Source organism: Pandoraea sputorum (genome assembly GCF_000814845.2).
Taxonomy (GTDB): Bacteria; Pseudomonadota; Gammaproteobacteria; order Burkholderiales; family Burkholderiaceae; genus Pandoraea; species Pandoraea sputorum.
Genome location: NZ_CP010431.2, coordinates 2,330,607 through 2,346,824 on the forward strand (window position 1 = coordinate 2,330,607; position 16,218 = coordinate 2,346,824).

The window sequence follows — 16,218 nt, forward strand, 5'->3', positions numbered from 1 at the left end:
CACGACACCGCTCCATCGTCAGGAACCGATGTTTCATTCAAACGTTCGATTGAATCCTAGGCGGTAAGCCGACGTCCCCCAAGCGCTTTTTGTGGGTGCCGCCCTCTAATCTGCGTTTGGCGCAACGACCGCCGGGGGCGCCTTTTTCGGGACGGAGAACTTCGGGAACGGTGGAAAGGTCTGATTTCGGTGCTTTCCAGCCGGAAAGTCTGGAGGCGGGACAATAGTTTGCTAAAATGTTCCGCTTTGTGTGCAAGACCGTTTTGGCGCTAACCCGATTTGTCGGGTGCGGAGGGAAGCCGGCGTCGCATCGTCGGTTCCGGCCCAAGGTTGATTAACTGACAGGGTCCGCTTGCGGCATTCCCTCGCCGCAACACAGAACGACCCTCTGGATGGACGAATATCCTCATGACTATCGCTGTTGAAAACCTCGGCAAGCTCGAGCGTCGCTTTACCATCACCCTGCTCAAGCAGGACGTCGAAAAAGAAGTCGCGACGCGCATTCAGCGACTGTCGAAGACGGTTCGCATGCCGGGCTTCCGTCCGGGCAAGGTGCCGCTGAAGATGGTCACCCAGCAGTACGGTGGTCAGGTCGAAGCCGAAGTCGTCAGCGACAAGGTTGGCCAGCAATTCTTCGAAGTCAGCAAGGACCAGGACCTGCGTGTGGCCGGTCAGCCGCGTTTCGCGCCGAAGGCCGACGCCGCTGAGACCGAATACGCTTTCGACGCCACGTTCGAAGTCTATCCGGAAGTGAAGATCGGCGATCTGGCCACGGCTGAAGTCAGCCGCACCACGACCGACGTCTCGGAAGCCGAGATCGATCGCACCATCGACATTCTGCGTAAGCAGCGCGTGCACTACCACGTGCGCGGCGAAGCCGGCGCCCATGGCGACGGCGGCTCGGTCGAAGCCAAGGACGGCGACCGCGTGACGGTCGACTTCGTCGGCAAGATCGACGGTGAAGTGTTCGCAGGCGGCAGCGCCGAAGACTTCGTGTTCGTGCTGGGCGAAGGCCGCATGCTCCCGGAATTCGAAAAGGCAACGCTGGGCCTGAAGGTCGGCGAAGCGAAGGAATTCGAACTCAAGTTCCCGGACGAGTACCACGGCAAGGAAGTGGCCGGTAAGACCGCCACGTTCACCGTCACGCTCAAGAAGGTCGAGTGGGCGCACCTGCCGGAAGTCGACGGCGAATTCGCCAAGTCGCTCGGCATCGCCGATGGCAGCATCGAAAAGATGCGCGCCGACATCAAGGAAAACCTGTCGCGCGAAGTGAAGCGTCGCACGCAGGCGCTCCTCAAGGATCAGGTCATGAACGCGCTGATCTCGGTGTCGGAACTCGACGTGCCGAATGCGCTGATCGAACAGGATCAGGAACGTCTCGTCGCGATGGCCCGTCAGGACCTCGCACAGCGTGGCGTGCCGAACGCCGGCAACGTGCCGATCCCGGCTGAAATGTTCAAGGAACAAGCCGAGCGTCGCGTGAAGCTGGGTCTGATCCTGGCCGAGCTGGTCAAGCAAAACGACCTGCAAGCCAAGCCGGACCAGATCAAGGCCGAAGTCGAAGAGTTCGCGAAGAGCTACGAAGACCCGCAAGAAGTCGTCCGCTGGTACTATGGCGATCAGCAGCGCATGGCGGAAATGGAAGGTTTCGTCGTCGAGAACAACGTGGTCGAGTTCGTCCTTGGCAAGGCCAAGGTGACCGACAAGCAAGTTAGCTTCGAAGAGCTGGCCGGCAACACGCAAGCCTAATCGGCGCGACACGACCGACTGAACCGCCGCGGCCGCAAGGTCGTGGCGGTTCTTTTCCAAATGGCCTTCGGGCTTCCTCCTTGCGGCGCGCAAAACCATCTCGATAGAAGGGTCGAACCGATATGATTACCCGTTCCGAATTGCTCGCCCAACTCGCCTCCCAGACGCACAACTCCGCTCTCGAAACGCAAGGCCTTGGCCTCGTGCCGATGGTCGTCGAGCAAAGTGGTCGTGGTGAGCGCGCTTACGATATTTATTCGCGACTCCTCAAAGAGCGCATCATTTTCATGGTTGGCGAGGTCAACGACCAGAGCGCCAACCTCGTCGTCGCCCAATTGCTGTTCCTCGAGAGCGAAAATCCTGATAAGGAAATCTCGATGTACATCAACTCGCCGGGCGGTTCCGTCTCGGCGGGTCTGGCGATTTACGACACGATGCAGTTCGTCAAACCGGCGGTCTCGACGCTGTGCCTCGGTATGGCTGCGAGCATGGGCGCTTTCCTGCTGGCCGCCGGTGAGAAGGGCAAGCGTTTTGCGCTGCCGAACGCACGCATCATGATTCACCAGCCGCTGGGCGGTGCGCGTGGTCAGGCGTCGGACATCGAGATTCACGCCAGGGAAATCCTGCTGCTCAAGGACCGGTTGAATCGTCTGCTGGCGGAGAACACCGGGCAGTCGCTCGAAGTGATCGCACGCGACACCGACCGCGACAACTTCAAGTCCGCCGCCGACGCCGTCGAGTACGGTTTGATCGATCGCGTACTTGAAAAGCGTCCCTGATTCGGACCCGAATACGGGGCGCCTGACGGCGAAATCGTTGGCGCGACACCAGGCATTTTCGATTCGGGAAGCTGGGTGATCGCGCCAAGTCTTTGTCGTTAAAGGGAATTTCCGGCTGTCGCGAGTGGGCCACACGCTCGTACAGCATGGCGTTACAATGGGATTCACGTATGCCGCGTTTGCCGCCCCCGGCGGGGGACGACCGGGGCGCAAATTGCTAGCAGGCTGACACAGATATGGTGGATAAAAAAAGCACTTCCAACGGCGAAAAGCTGCTCTACTGCTCCTTCTGCGGAAAGAGCCAGCACGAGGTCAAGAAGCTCATCGCAGGTCCGTCCGTGTTCATTTGCGACGAGTGCATTGATCTGTGCAACGAGATTATTCGCGACGAGGCCGCAGCGGCTGAAGACGAGAGCGGCAGTGGCGCTAAGTCCGATCTGCCGTCCCCGCAGGAAATTCGCGAGAGTCTCGATCAATATGTGATCGGTCAGGACCGGGCCAAGAAGATTCTGGCTGTTGCGGTCTACAACCATTACAAGCGATTGAAGCATCTCGGCGACAAGCGCGACGAGGTCGAACTTTCCAAGAGCAACATCCTGCTGATCGGGCCGACCGGCTCGGGCAAGACGCTGCTCGCGCAGACGCTCGCGCGTCTGCTCAACGTGCCTTTCGTGATTGCCGACGCCACCACGTTGACCGAAGCCGGTTATGTGGGTGAGGACGTCGAAAACATCATCCAGAAGCTCCTGCAAAACTGCAATTACGAGATCGAGCAGGCGCAGAAGGGCATTGTCTACATCGACGAAATCGACAAGATCAGCCGTAAGTCGGACAACCCGTCGATTACGCGCGACGTGTCGGGCGAAGGCGTGCAGCAGGCGCTGCTCAAGCTGGTCGAAGGCACGATGGCGTCGGTGCCGCCGCAGGGCGGTCGCAAGCATCCGAACCAGGATTTCATCCAGGTCGATACGACGAACATCCTCTTCATTTGTGGCGGTGCGTTCGATGGTCTTGAAAAGATCATCATGAACCGTACAGAAAAGACGGGGATCGGCTTCGGCGCAACGGTCAAGACGGGCGAAGAGCGCGACGCAGGCGAGTTGCTGCGCGACGTCGAGCCCGAAGATCTGATCAAGTTTGGTCTCATTCCGGAACTGATCGGTCGTCTGCCAGTGGTTGCCACGTTGGGTAAGCTTGACGAAGACGCGTTGGTCACGATCCTGATCGAGCCGAAGAACGCGTTGGTCAAACAGTATCAGCGCCTGTTCTTGATGGAAGGCGTGGAACTGGAGATTCGTCCGGCCGCCATGCACGCCGTGGCGCGTAAGGCGATCAAGCGCAAGACGGGGGCGCGCGGCCTGCGTTCGATCATCGAACAGGCCTTGCTGGAAGTCATGTACGAGTTGCCGTCGCTTAAGGGTGTGACCAAGGTCATCCTTGACGAAAACGCGATCAGCGGCGACGGAAAGCCGCTCTTGATCTATCAGGAGTCGCCCAAGGTTGCCGGTTCCAATTGAACGGTCAACTTAGCGCTACCCCAAGCCGTTCATGGAAACATGGACGGCTTTTTTTCCTTCATACTAGTGCCACGGGCAATGAAACCCCGAGTGGTGCAACTTGTTGGCGAAAGGGCTTTCCCAGCCTCTTGTAATTCTCGCCGGCGGCCTCAATTAGCTGGAACACAACGGTATCGTTAAATATGGGGAACGAGATGTCAGGCACCCAAATCCTCCCGCCCGAAGCGATTCAACTGCCCCTGTTGCCTCTGCGCGACGTGGTCGTGTTTCCGCACATGGTGATTCCCCTTTTCGTGGGGCGTCCGAAATCGATTAAAGCGCTTGAAACCGCGATGGAAGGCGGCAAGCACATCATGCTGGTCGCGCAGAAAGCTGCGGCCAAGGATGAGCCCACGTCCAAAGATCTCTATGAGATCGGCTGCGTGGCGAACATCCTGCAAATGCTCAAACTGCCCGATGGCACCGTCAAGGTGCTCGTCGAAGGGATTCAGCGCGCCCGCACCCTGAGTGTGGACGAAGAAGAAACCCAGTTCACGTCGGAAGTTATGCCGCTTGAGCCGGACGACGGCAATTCGCCGGAATCCGAGGCCCTGCGTCGTGCGATCGTGGCGCAGTTCGACCAGTATGTGAAGCTCAACAAGAAGATTCCGCCGGAGATCCTGACGTCGCTGTCGGGGATCGACGAAGCGGGTCGTCTGGCTGACACCATCGCTGCACACCTGCCGCTCAAGCTGGAGCAGAAGCAGAAGATTCTGGAGATGTTCCCGGTCATCGAGCGCCTTGAGCATTTGCTCGCGCAGCTCGAGAGCGAGATCGACATTCTCCAGGTGGAAAAGCGCATCCGTGGCCGCGTAAAGCGCCAAATGGAAAAGAGCCAGCGCGAGTACTACCTGAACGAGCAGGTCAAGGCGATCCAGAAAGAGCTGGGTGAAGGCGAAGAGGGTGCGGATCTCGAAGAACTCGAGAAGCGCATCAAGGCCGCACATCTGCCCAAGGAAGCCAAGAAGAAGGCTGACGCCGAACTCAAGAAGCTCAAGCTGATGTCGCCGATGTCGGCAGAAGCGACCGTCGTGCGCAATTACATCGACACGCTGGTCGGTCTGCCGTGGCGCAAGAAGAGCAAGGTGAACAACGATCTGTCGAACGCCGAGAAGGTGCTCGACGAAGACCACTTCGGTCTCGAGAAGGTCAAGGAACGCATCCTTGAGTATCTTGCTGTGCAACAGCGTGTGGACAAGGTCAAGGCACCGATCCTGTGCCTGGTCGGGCCCCCCGGTGTGGGCAAGACCTCGCTCGGTCAGTCGATTGCGCGTGCCACGAACCGCAAGTTCGTGCGTATGGCGCTGGGCGGCGTCCGTGACGAGGCTGAGATTCGCGGTCACCGTCGCACGTACATCGGTTCGATGCCCGGCAAGATTCTGCAAAGCCTCTCGAAGGTCGCTGTGCGCAACCCGCTGTTCCTGCTCGACGAAGTGGACAAGATGGGCATGGACTTCCGTGGCGACCCGAGCTCGGCGTTGCTCGAAGTGCTCGATCCGGAACAGAACCACACGTTCTCGGACCACTACGTCGAAGTCGACTTCGATCTGTCGGATGTGATGTTCGTCGCGACGTCGAATTCGCTGAACATCCCGGCGCCGTTGCTCGACCGTATGGAAGTGATCCGCCTGTCGGGTTATACGGAAGACGAGAAGGTCAACATCGCCCAGCGTTATCTGCTGCCGAAGCAGAAGAAGAACAACGGGTTGAAGGAAGGCGAAATCGATCTGACGGAAGCCGCGATTCGCGACATCATTCGCTATTACACGCGTGAAGCGGGTGTGCGTTCGCTTGAGCGTGAAATCTCGAAGATCTGCCGCAAGGTCGTGAAGATGTTGCTGCTCAAGAAGGTCGATGGTTCGTCGATCAAGGTCGACGCTGGCAATCTCGACAACTTCCTCGGCGTGCGCAAGTTCGACTTCGGTCTGGCCATGAAGGAAAACCAGATCGGTCAGGTCACGGGTCTGGCGTGGACGGAAGTCGGTGGCGATCTGCTGACGATCGAAGCTGCACTGATGCCTGGCAAGGGCAACATCATCCGCACGGGTTCGCTCGGCGACGTGATGAAAGAGTCGGTCGAAGCTGCACGCTCGGTGGTGCGTTCGCGTGCACGTCGTCTCGGCGTGTCCGACGAGCAGTTCGAGAAGAAGGACATCCACATCCACGTGCCCGAAGGCGCGACGCCGAAGGACGGTCCGTCCGCCGGTATTGCGATGACGACGGCGCTCGTGTCGGTGCTCACCGGGATTCCGGTGCGTGCGGATGTGGCAATGACCGGTGAGATCACGCTGCGCGGTGAAGTGCTGCCGATCGGCGGTCTCAAGGAGAAGTTGCTCGCAGCGCATCGTGGCGGCATCAAGCTCGTGTTGATTCCGGAAGAGAACGTGAAGGATCTCGCCGAGATTCCCGATACGGTCAAGAACGCGCTGGAGATCGTGCCGGTGCGCTGGATCGACAAGGTGCTTGAACTCGCACTGGAGCATGCACCGACACCGCTGCCGGAAGAAGAAGCCAAGGCAGCGCCTGTGACGCCTAGCGCAGACGCAAGCGGCAAGCAGGAAGTCATCAAGCACTGAAAGCGGGTTTCGTTGAGCGACTGATCGCAGTGCGGTCGTCGCTCGATGGAAAAACGTTCAAAAAGCTCGGGGTTTTCCCCGGGCTTTTTTTGTTCACGCAAAGTGCTCGAAAATAATGTCCGGCAAGCATTGATTCAGGAGTGCTTCCGATGCAGTCAGAACGCCGCAAAACGGCTTGACATCAGGGTTTGCGGCTTGTCTAATGGCAAAGCCAGCGGACCTCTCAGATCAATGTCAAGGCGCGCAAAGAGCGCCTCCGCGGCTCAATCGCCTACTATCCTTGCAAGGGGGTTACAGTGAATAAGACGGAACTGATCGAGCACATCTCTGAACAGGCAGATATTTCGAAAGCTGCCGCAGGCCGATCGCTTGACGCATTGGTGGGTGCAGTAAAGAAAGCGCTGAAGAAGGGTGACGACGTGACGCTGGTCGGCTTTGGCACGTTCCATCTCGCCAAGCGCGCCGCTCGTACGGGACGCAATCCGCGCACGGGAGAACCCATCAAGATCAAGGCGGCGAAGGTTCCGAAATTTCGCCCTGGCAAAGATCTCAAAGATGCAGTAAACTAACGAGCTTTCCTGCTTCGGCAGGAGGCAGCAAGAACAAGACTAAAATCGGGAACGGGTGCTTAGCTCAGTTGGTAGAGCGGCGCCCTTACAAGGCGTAGGTCGGGGGTTCGAGCCCCTCAGCACCCACCAGTTCCAGATCTTGGGGAGCGGTAGTTCAGTTGGTTAGAATACCGGCCTGTCACGCCGGGGGTCGCGGGTTCGAGCCCCGTCCGCTCCGCCAAATTGTGAAAAGGCGAACTTCGGTTCGCCTTTTTTGCCATATAGCGTCATAAAACGCATCCAGACGACTCTTCCGATTTCGTATGTTCGACTTCATTCGCCGTCACCAACGCTTAGTTCTCATCTTCCTGACGGTGCTGATCGTCCCGTCGTTCGTGGTGTTTGGCGTTCATGGCTGGCAGGAATACGCCTCGGATGCCGGTACGATCGCGAAGGTTGGCGATCAGACCGTGACGCGCCAGGAATACGACAGCGTGCTGCGCGCGCAAACGGAGCGCATGCAGCAGATGTTTGGCGGTGCCGTCGACGCGAGCCAGATCAACACGCCGGAAATGCGCAGTGCTGTGCTGGATAATCTGATCCAGCAAAAACTGCTGCAACAGGAAACCCTCAAGAAGAATCTGTCGGTGCCTGACGCGCAAGTGCGTGAGGCGCTGCTCGCCATTCCGGCGATTGCGCAGTTGCGCCGTGCAGACGGTTCGATCGATCAGGCTGCTTACGAGCAATTGCTGTCCGCGCAGAACCTGACCCCGCAGCGTCTCGAAGCGCAGATCCGTTTCGAATTGGCCTCGAATCAGTTGCCGTCGAGCGTGCAGGCGAGCGCCATGCTGCCGAAGACGGTGCTCGAACGTTTCGCACAATTGCGTTCGCAGCAACGCGAAGTGTCGGCGCTGGACTTCCCGCTGACGGACTTCGCCGGCAAGATCGTGCCGACGCAGCAACAGATTCAGGCGTACTACGACGCACACAAGGCTGCATTCCAGACGCCGGAGTCGGCTGATATCCAGTACGTGGTGCTCGATCCGAAGGCCATGCCGACGTCGGCGCAAACGGCGCCGAGCGACGATGTGCTGCGCAAGATGTACAACGACAATCTGAAGCAATACACGACGCAGGAAGAGCGCCGTGCATCGCACATTCTGATTGCCTCGCCGGCCGATGCGTCGCCGGCCGACCATGCCAAGGCGAAGGCCAAAGCTGAAGCCGTCCTCGCGCAGATTAAGAAGAATCCGAACGACTTTGCCAAGCTGGCCAGCGAGAACTCGGAAGACCCGGGTTCGAAGGGTAACGGTGGTGACCTCGGCTTCTTCGCGCGCGACGCTATGGTCAAGCCGTTTGCCGACGCCGCATTCGCACTCAAGAGCGAAGGTGAAGTGAGCGATGTCGTGAAGAGCGACTTCGGTTATCACATCATCAAGCTCACGGGCATCAAGCCGTCGCAGACGAAGTCGTTCGACGAAGTGAAGTCGCAACTGGCCGATCAGTATCGTCAGCAGGAAGCCGCGAAGGGCTATGCCAAGCTCGCGGACCAGTTCACGAACGCTGTGTACGAGCAGCCGGACAGCCTGCAACCGGTGGCCGACAAGCTGAACCTGAAGGTGCAGACGGCCAAGGTAACGCGTACGCCGGATGCCGCACTCGCCCAGAGCCCGCTCGGCAACGAGAAGCTGCTGAAGGCTGTGTTTGGCGACGAGTCGCTCAAGAACAAGCGCAATACCGAAGCTGTGGATGTGGGGCAAGGCGTGCTGGTGTCGGCCCGCATCGTGACGTATCACCCGGCTGCCACGCCGCCGCTCGATCAGATCGAAGCGCAGGTGAAGCAGAAGGCGATTGCCGATCTGGCCGAACAGGAAGCCAAGAAGGCTGGCGCAGCAAAACTGGAAGCGCTCAAGAAGGGTGGCGATGCGGCATTCGGTGCTGCGCAAACCGTCTCGCGCGACAATCCGGGCAAGCTGGTGCCGACCGCTCTGACCGCCATTTTCGGTGCGGACACGAGCAAACTGCCCGCCTACGTGGGTGTGTCGCTGGGCGAAGGTCAAGGCTACGCCGTGTATCGCATCAGCAAGGTGTCGCAACCGGCAACGCAAGATCCGCAGCGTCTGGCAGCCGAAGCGCAACAACTCAACCAACTGGCCGCACAGGCTGAGTGGAATGCCTGGGTGGGTGATCTGCGGGCGCGCTCGAAGGTCAAGGTCGTGAACGACGTGACCAAGGCGGCGAGCAACTGATCGAGTGAGGATCGTATAGCGCACGATGGGTACGATCCCTCAGCAAAAAGAAAAACGGCCAACTGAGTTGGCCGTTTTTTTATGCGCCGGACTTTGATGCGCGCGAGTCAGGCGCTTTCGCGGATGGTTTGGCAGGGGCTGCCGCAGCAGCGGGTTTGAGCAGCGGCTTCACCGTCGGCCAGACGTTTTGCAGAATCTGCGGATGCGCCTTTGCGAGCGGATGAATCTGGTCTTGCTGGAACCAGTCCTGATGTTCGATGACGCCCGCCAGCAGGAAGGGGACGTAGCCGGTCTTTTCCTGCTTGGCGATGGTCGAGAACATGGTGAAGAATTGCTCGCTATAGTCGGGGCCGTAGTTCGGTGGGATGCGCATGCCGACCACGATCACACGGCTGCCGACCTTGCGCGACGCGGCGATCATCTCGCGCAGATTGGTGCGGGTGAGATCGAGCGGAATGCCGCGCAGCGCGTCGTTGCCCCCCAGTTCGATGATGGTCACGGCGGGGTGATAGCGTTCGAGCAGCGGGGCGAGACGGGAGCGCCCGCCACTCGTTGTGTCGCCACTGATACTGGCATTCACGACGTTATAATCGTACCCACTCTGCGTGATCGTCTGCTGCATCAGATTGACCCAGCCGGCACCGCGCGCGATGCCATATTCCGCCGAGAGGCTGTCGCCGACGACGAGAATTGTCGGCGCGCCAGAACTTGCCGCGTTCGCTGCGGTCCCTGTCAGCATGCACCAGCCAAAGGCGGCTGATGCGGCCAATTTCAAGAACTCTCTTCTTGCCATGTCGTTTTCCGAAAACGTAATTGAAGTGCGGGGCCTGGGCAAACGGTTGCGCGACGCCACCGGCGAGCTAGTCATTTTGCAGGATATCGACTTCTCCGTCGCGAAAGGCCAGAGCGTGGCCATCGTGGGAGCGTCGGGGTCCGGCAAGTCCACGCTGCTCGGTCTGATGGCCGGGCTCGACACCGCGACCGACGGCAGCATCACGCTGCTGGGCAAGTCGCTCGGTGAGCTTGACGAAGAGGGGCGCGCCGCGTTGCGACGGGGTGCCGTCGGCTTCGTCTTCCAGTCCTTTCAACTGATGCCGCACCTGACGGCGCTAGAAAACGTGATGTTGCCGCTCGAGCTGTTGGGTGAGACACGGGAGATTCGCAATCGTGCCGTCAAATTGCTGGAACAAGTGGGTTTAGGCTCGCGCCTGACGCACTACCCGAAGCAACTCTCGGGCGGCGAGCAGCAGCGTGTGGCGCTCGCACGCGCGTTTGTGACGGAGCCTGCTGTGCTGTTCGCCGACGAGCCGACAGGCAGTCTCGATACCGCCACGGGCGAGCGAGTCATCGAACTGATGTTCTCGCTCAACGAAGCCAGTGGTGCGACGTTGGTGCTGGTGACCCACGATCTGGCTATTGCACAGCGTTGCGACGCCACGGTGCAGCTTGCGGGCGGACGGGTCGTGAACGGCGCTGCGATCTGATGCGCGGTTTCGATGCGAGGTTCTGAGGATTGCCCGCTTGCCTGACGTTACCTGAAACGAAAAAGAGAAGCCGCAATGGCTTCTCTTTTTGTTGGCATCTGACGAAACCACAGGCGTTTGCCGGAAAGTTTCCGGCCCTCTGTTGTCCTGTTACCCCTTCTTCTTTAACGCATTCCCCGCGATGCGGATCAGCGATGCCGTCGAGGCGTCGTGCGCGTCCGGCTTGAGCGAGTCCGGATCGAGAAGCTCCGGCTCGATCGCTCGGCACAGGGTCTTGCCCAGCTCTACACCCCACTGATCGAACGGATTGATATTCCAGATGGCGGCCTGCACGAACACCTTGTGTTCGTAGAGTGCGATCAACGCGCCAAGGCGTTCGGGCGTCAACTTATCGATCACCAGCGTATTGCTCGGACGGTTACCCTCGAAGCAGCGTTGTGCGCCTAGCGGGCCGCCAGCCTGTTCGGGCGTCGCCATCGAGCCGCCCTGAAGCAATGCCTCGCTCTGCGCGAAGCAGTTCGCCAGCAGCTTGCGATGGTGGTCGAGATAGGCCGGCTGATCGTATTGCGGTTCGAGCACGGCGATGAAATCGACCGGCACGAGCGTCGTGCCCTGATGCAGCATCTGGAAGTAGGCGTGTTGGCCGTTCGTGCCGGGCTCACCCCAGATAATCGGTGCCGTCTGCCAGGCGACGGGCGAACCGTCAATCTGCACCGACTTGCCGTTGCTCTCCATGTCGAGCTGCTGGAGATATGGCGGCAGCTTTTGCAGTGCGTCGGTGTACGGTGCGATGGAGAGCGTCTGTGCGTCGAAGAAATTGCGATACCAGATGCCGAGCAGGCCGAGCAGCACCGGCATATTGGCTTCGAGCGGCGCGTGACGGAAGTGTTCGTCCATCGCATGCGCACCGGCGAGCAGTGCTTCGAAATGCTGCGCGCCCAGATACAGCATGACGATCAGACCGACGGACGACCACAGCGAGTAACGTCCACCCACCCATTCGCCGAACTGGAACACGTTCTCGCGAAGAATCCCGAATCCCATCGCCTCGTCCACATTGGTCGAGACCGCGACGAAATGCTTGTCGAGATCTTTCTCGGGGATGCCGCTCTCAATGAGCCACGCGCGAATGGTGCGCGCGTTCGTCATGGTTTCGAGTGTGGTGAACGTCTTCGAGCAAACCACGACGAGCGTGGCTTCAGGGTCGAGCGCAGGCAACGTGCGCGCGAGCTCTGTCGGATCGATGTTGGCGATGAAGTTTGCCGAGAGGTCTTCACGCCCGTAGACGGCGAGGGCGTCGCACACCATGCGCGGGCCCAGATCCGAGCCGCCGATGCCGACGTTGATCAGATGCTTGATGCGCTTGCCCGTTGCGCCGACCCATCGGCCGTCGCGAACGCGTTCGCTGAAGTCGCGCATGCGCGCAAGTGTCTCGCCTACGCCGCTGCTGACTTCGCCGGTCGTGTCGCGAAACGTTACGCCCTTGGGGGCACGCAGCGCGATGTGCAGCGCGGCGCGATTCTCCGTGACGTTGACGTGTTCCCCGGCCCACATGGCGTCGCGCTTGGCGGGCACGTGGCATTCACGCGCCAGATGGGTGAGGAGCGTGCGCGTTTTGTCCGTAATGCGATTCTTCGAGTAATCGAGATACAGCCCGGCCGCGTGCAGCGAAAAGTTGTCGACGCGGGCGTTGGCCCCTGCACCGGCGAACCAGTCGCGCATGTGTTGTGCAGCGATCTCGTCGCGGTGTTCGAGCAGAGCGCGCCAGGCGGGAAGTTGGTCCAGACGAACGGATGTCTTGTACGGCATGTGCGATATGGCCATTTCGATAAAGCGAAGTATAACGGGAGTCACCGCGAAATCACGTTAAACGCGCTGAAATGCGGCTACGGGCAGCTAAGGACGGCGTTATGCGCGGATTGCGCTTGCCATCGCTATTGCCAGTTCTGCGCGGATCGCCGGCAGGAGTTCCGACGCCGTCAGACCCGCTGGCCCCGCACCGTCCCTTACGCAACGATCGGCGGCGCGTCCGTGAATCCACACGCCAGCCAGCGCCGCTTGCGTTGCAGGCATGCCTTGCGCAAGCAGCGCGCCGATGACGCCGGTCAGCACATCGCCGGTACCGGCCGTCGCCAGCCCGGCATTGCCGGTCGTATTGATCCACGTTGTTGCGCCATCGTCCACGACGGTGCCCGATCCCTTGAGCACGACCGTCGCACCAAAATGCTGTGCCAATGCGCGGGCGGAAGCGAGTCGATCCGACTGAATACGGGCGACGTCGCAGCTCGCGAGCCGAGCGGCCTCCAACGGATGCGGCGTGAGTACCGTCGGTCCGGCGCGGCGTCGTACGCGCTCCGCAAGTGTCGGTTCGGTGGCCAGCAGGTTGAGTGCGTCGGCGTCGATCACCAGCGGCGTATCGTCTAGTGCCAATGCGCGGGAGAGGCAAGCGGCTGAGGCGGCCGACGTTCCGAGTCCAGGGCCGACGGACACCGCACTCATGGTCGCGAGATCGAGATTTTCGGCGTGACGCAGCATCAGTTCGGGGTGCGCCGGATCCCACGCAGGGGCGTCGTGCGCGACGAACCCGACGTACACGCGACCGGCACCGGTCATCAGGCCCGTGCGCGCAGAGAGCATTGGCGCGCCCACCATGCCATCAAATCCGCCGAGGAGCGCCAGCGAACCGTAGCTGCCCTTGTGCGACGCATGGTGACGATGTGGCAAATGCGTGCGAAACGCGTCTGGCGAAATGGTGAGGATGGGCGATCGCGCCGGTGCTTCGGCGAATGCATCGTGGGCGCCCAGGGTGGCAACGTGCACGTCACCCGCGACATCGCGGCCGATGCCGGTAAAGAGTCCCGGGCAGGCACCGATCATCGCTATCGTCGCGTCGGCCCGGATGACCGGCCCATCCGCCATGCCGGTGGCGGCGAGCAGCCCGCTGGGAATATCGATGGCGAGCACTGGCGTGCCTTCTGTGTTTGCGTACGCAATGTTATCGACCAGTGCGGCGGCTGCGCCGTCGAGGGGCCGGGACAGGCCGATGCCGAACAGGCCGTCGACGATCCACGCATAGGCCATCGGCTGCGGCCAGGTGGTTGGCGCAGGCCGCACCGGTACGCCAGCAGCGAGAGCTTCGCCGAGCGCCCAGCGAGCGTCGTCTGCTGTGGGGGGGGAGAGTTGCCACACGTCGATCAGCACGCCTCGACGGTGCAGTTCGCGAGCGGCAATGTAGGCGTCTCCGCCGTTGTTGCCGGGGCCGGCGAGCACCAGTACGGGTTGACGTCCCGCGCTTGCAAGGACGGGGAGGCGACCGTAGAGCCAGTGTGCAATGGCCGCACCGGCGCGTCTCATCAGGGTGTGCGGTGCCAATTTTGCGGCGGCAGCGCGCTCGACGTCGCGCAGTGTGGCAGGCAGATGCAGATCGAGCGACGCGATGGCGGTAGCGGTCGTTGAGACGGTGTCTGGGAGGGAATGCGTTGCGCGCGGGGAATCGGACATGGCAGGCGAAGCTCCCGGAAACTAGGGCAATGGACATGGCGTCGCAGCGCGCGACGCGACCCGTTCGATTCCTGTCGGGGGGACAAGAGGCGTTGGGGGATGTCGCTGCGCTTGGCGCGCCTATCTGGAGATTATGCCGTCAACGCGCCGCTTCGCCTGTCGGTGTGAATCCCGACACAGTGTCGGCAATCGCCGACGCAGCGCACCGAACGGGAAAGGGGAAGGGGAAAGGGGGGAATCCCCCGTCGTTTCCGCCCGGTTAGCGCTCAACGATCGTATCGAGCGAGCGTCAGCCCATTGAGATCGATATCGGGCGTTTGTCCGGAGATGACGTCCGCGAGCACGCGTCCCGAGCCGCAGGCCATCGCCCAACCAGTCGAGCCGTGGCCGACGTTTAGGAAAATGCCGGGCAGATGTGTCGCGCCGAGCAGCGGCGGGCCATCCGGCAGCATCGGACGCGCACCAACCCACGCCCGCGCCTCACGGTATTTACCTGCCCCGGGGAACCAGTCGGTCGCCACTTTGTAAAGCGTGGCGATGGCGCGCTCGCGCAGCACGAGCTGCGTGTCGCCCAGTTCGGCCGTGCCCGCAATGCGTAGGCGGTTGCCCTGCGGGGTGATGGCGGTTTTGTACGACTCGTCCATGACGGCGATTCGCGGACTGAACAGTTCGGTCTTGACTGGCACCGTGATCGAGTAGCCCTTGATCGGCCACAGCGGCAGGTCGATACCGAGCGGGCGTAGCAGCGTGGTGCTCGCCACACCTGCGGCGATCACGACGGCGTCCGCTTCGAGCGTCGATGTTTGCCCCATCTGGGCGGTACTGGCCGTCTCGACGCTCACACCGGCACGACCAACGTTCGGTCGCACGGAGAGGACCGTCGTCTCGGTGGCGAGCGTGACACCCATGTCGCGTGCGATTTGGGCGAGGCGCTTGGTGAACAGCGGGCAGTTGCCGGTCTCGTCGCGCGGCAGATGCAGGCCGCCAGCGAGCTGCGCATCGGTGGAAATGGCAGGTTCGAGCTTGCGGCACTCCTCGGCAGTCAGCAGCCGGTGCGGCACTTCATTCTCGGCGAGCATGGCGCGCGCCGGCTCGTTCATCTTGATTTCGCGCTCGGTACGGAACAATTGCAGATAGCCCTGCGTGTGTTCGTATTCGAAGATGTGCGACTCACGCAGTTCGTGGAGGCAACGCTGGCTGTAGAACGCGAGACGCTGCATGCGTTCGCGATTGGCGCGATAGCGGTCGATCTTGCACTCACGCAGCCAGCGGGCGGCCCAGCGCCACGTGCCGGCCGACAGGCCAGGGCGGAAGATGAGCGGGCTGGCGGCGCTGAACATGTAGCCCAGCAGCTTGCGCGGCATGCCAGGTGCCGCCCAGGGCGTGACGTAGCCCGGGGCGATGACGCCTGCGTTGCCGAAGCTGCTCTCTTGCGCAACCGTGCTATTGCGCTCGACGAGCGTGACCGTGTGCCCCGCAGCGGCCAGATAGTAGGCAGTACAAGTGCCAATGACCCCGCCGCCGATAACGATGACCTTCATTCCCAACCGTCTGGTGTGTGGCGAACGCCCGTTCGTTCGCTTGTTAGTGTCGTTTTTTGACGTGCCGCATGACCGGCGAGCTGCATGAACCGGGTTTTGCGGCCCGAGTGGATACGGGGCGCATAGGTTACCAGAGAGACGCCCTCACCGGGCGGGACGCAACGCAGATTGCCTGTCGCGCACTCGGGTATAACCCGGGGTAAGCAGGGTATAATCCCGGTTTGTCGTTCCCCCG

General features: G+C 61.0%; 11 protein-coding genes and 2 tRNA genes. 9 read left to right on the forward strand and 4 right to left on the reverse strand.

What is annotated here, in order from left to right; genetic code table 11:
• The first annotated feature begins 408 nt into the window (after positions 1-408).
• From tig to NA29_RS26480, 8 genes are all read left to right on the forward strand, one after another.
• The gene (tig, locus tag NA29_RS10335; protein WP_039397968.1) at positions 409-1,749 is read left to right on the forward strand and encodes a trigger factor; all 1,341 of its coding nucleotides are present in this window, start codon (positions 409-411) and stop codon (positions 1,747-1,749) included.
• 125 nt (positions 1,750-1,874) lie between these two features.
• Positions 1,875-2,528, forward strand: a complete 654-nt coding sequence (gene clpP, locus NA29_RS10340) for an ATP-dependent Clp endopeptidase proteolytic subunit ClpP (RefSeq protein WP_039403009.1) — start codon at positions 1,875-1,877, stop codon at positions 2,526-2,528.
• A gap of 236 nt (positions 2,529-2,764) precedes the next feature.
• Positions 2,765-4,045 carry an ATP-dependent Clp protease ATP-binding subunit ClpX gene (clpX, locus tag NA29_RS10345; protein WP_039397970.1) on the forward strand — a complete coding sequence of 427 codons (1,281 nt, stop codon included), beginning with the start codon at positions 2,765-2,767 and terminating at the stop codon, positions 4,043-4,045.
• Positions 4,046-4,239: 194 nt separating this feature from the next.
• On the forward strand, positions 4,240-6,660 hold the full coding sequence (gene lon / locus NA29_RS10350) for an endopeptidase La (RefSeq protein ID WP_039403010.1): 2,421 nt from the start codon (positions 4,240-4,242) through the stop codon (positions 6,658-6,660).
• 296 nt (positions 6,661-6,956) lie between these two features.
• Positions 6,957-7,229, forward strand: coding sequence for an HU family DNA-binding protein (locus NA29_RS10355; protein WP_039397973.1), 273 nt, complete (start codon positions 6,957-6,959; stop codon positions 7,227-7,229).
• Positions 7,230-7,282: 53 nt separating this feature from the next.
• Positions 7,283-7,358: transfer RNA gene (locus NA29_RS10360), tRNA-Val, on the forward strand.
• 14 nt (positions 7,359-7,372) lie between these two features.
• A tRNA-Asp gene (locus tag NA29_RS10365) sits at positions 7,373-7,449 on the forward strand.
• An 82-nt stretch (positions 7,450-7,531) separates the two neighbouring features.
• The gene (locus NA29_RS26480) at positions 7,532-9,457 is read left to right on the forward strand and encodes a SurA N-terminal domain-containing protein (protein WP_039397975.1); all 1,926 of its coding nucleotides are present in this window, start codon (positions 7,532-7,534) and stop codon (positions 9,455-9,457) included.
• A gap of 79 nt (positions 9,458-9,536) precedes the next feature.
• Here the strand turns inward: NA29_RS26480 and NA29_RS10375 are convergent, their stop codons facing one another.
• Positions 9,537-10,196, reverse strand: a complete 660-nt coding sequence (locus tag NA29_RS10375; protein WP_039397977.1) for an arylesterase — start codon at positions 10,194-10,196, stop codon at positions 9,537-9,539.
• A 52-nt stretch (positions 10,197-10,248) separates the two neighbouring features.
• Here NA29_RS10375 and NA29_RS10380 point away from each other — a divergent pair, with 52 nt between their 5' ends.
• Complete coding sequence (locus NA29_RS10380; RefSeq protein ID WP_039403011.1) at positions 10,249-10,941, forward strand: ABC transporter ATP-binding protein; 693 nt, start codon at positions 10,249-10,251, stop codon at positions 10,939-10,941.
• A 150-nt stretch (positions 10,942-11,091) separates the two neighbouring features.
• On the opposite strand, the gene pgi is transcribed toward NA29_RS10380, so the two are convergent.
• The 3 genes from pgi to NA29_RS10395 form a co-directional block, all read right to left on the reverse strand.
• Complete coding sequence (gene pgi / locus NA29_RS10385) at positions 11,092-12,750, reverse strand: glucose-6-phosphate isomerase (RefSeq protein WP_039397979.1); 1,659 nt, start codon at positions 12,748-12,750, stop codon at positions 11,092-11,094.
• Positions 12,751-12,849: 99 nt separating this feature from the next.
• Positions 12,850-14,442, reverse strand: a complete 1,593-nt coding sequence (locus tag NA29_RS10390) for a bifunctional ADP-dependent NAD(P)H-hydrate dehydratase/NAD(P)H-hydrate epimerase (RefSeq protein ID WP_039397981.1) — start codon at positions 14,440-14,442, stop codon at positions 12,850-12,852.
• A gap of 266 nt (positions 14,443-14,708) precedes the next feature.
• Positions 14,709-15,983, reverse strand: coding sequence for a D-amino acid dehydrogenase (locus tag NA29_RS10395; RefSeq protein WP_039397983.1), 1,275 nt, complete (start codon positions 15,981-15,983; stop codon positions 14,709-14,711).
• Positions 15,984-16,218: the final 235 nt, after the last annotated feature.

What these genes read in the sequence shown, in the direction of transcription:
- NA29_RS10380 (WP_039403011.1), top strand. Translation starts at nt 10,249, where the DNA reads ATGTCGTTTTCCGAAAACGTAATTGAAGTGCGGGGCCTGGGCAAACGG.
- NA29_RS26480 (WP_039397975.1), top strand. Translation starts at nt 7,532, where the DNA reads ATGTTCGACTTCATTCGCCGTCACCAACGCTTAGTTCTCATCTTCCTG.
- NA29_RS10375 (WP_039397977.1), bottom strand. Translation starts at nt 10,196, where the DNA reads ATGCTGACAGGGACCGCAGCGAACGCGGCAAGTTCTGGCGCGCCGACA.
- NA29_RS10390 (WP_039397981.1), bottom strand. Translation starts at nt 14,442, where the DNA reads ATGTCCGATTCCCCGCGCGCAACGCATTCCCTCCCAGACACCGTCTCA.
- tig (WP_039397968.1), top strand. Translation starts at nt 409, where the DNA reads ATGACTATCGCTGTTGAAAACCTCGGCAAGCTCGAGCGTCGCTTTACC.
- lon (WP_039403010.1), top strand. Translation starts at nt 4,240, where the DNA reads ATGTCAGGCACCCAAATCCTCCCGCCCGAAGCGATTCAACTGCCCCTG.
- pgi (WP_039397979.1), bottom strand. Translation starts at nt 12,750, where the DNA reads ATGCCGTACAAGACATCCGTTCGTCTGGACCAACTTCCCGCCTGGCGC.
- clpX (WP_039397970.1), top strand. Translation starts at nt 2,765, where the DNA reads ATGGTGGATAAAAAAAGCACTTCCAACGGCGAAAAGCTGCTCTACTGC.
- NA29_RS10395 (WP_039397983.1), bottom strand. Translation starts at nt 15,983, where the DNA reads ATGAAGGTCATCGTTATCGGCGGCGGGGTCATTGGCACTTGTACTGCC.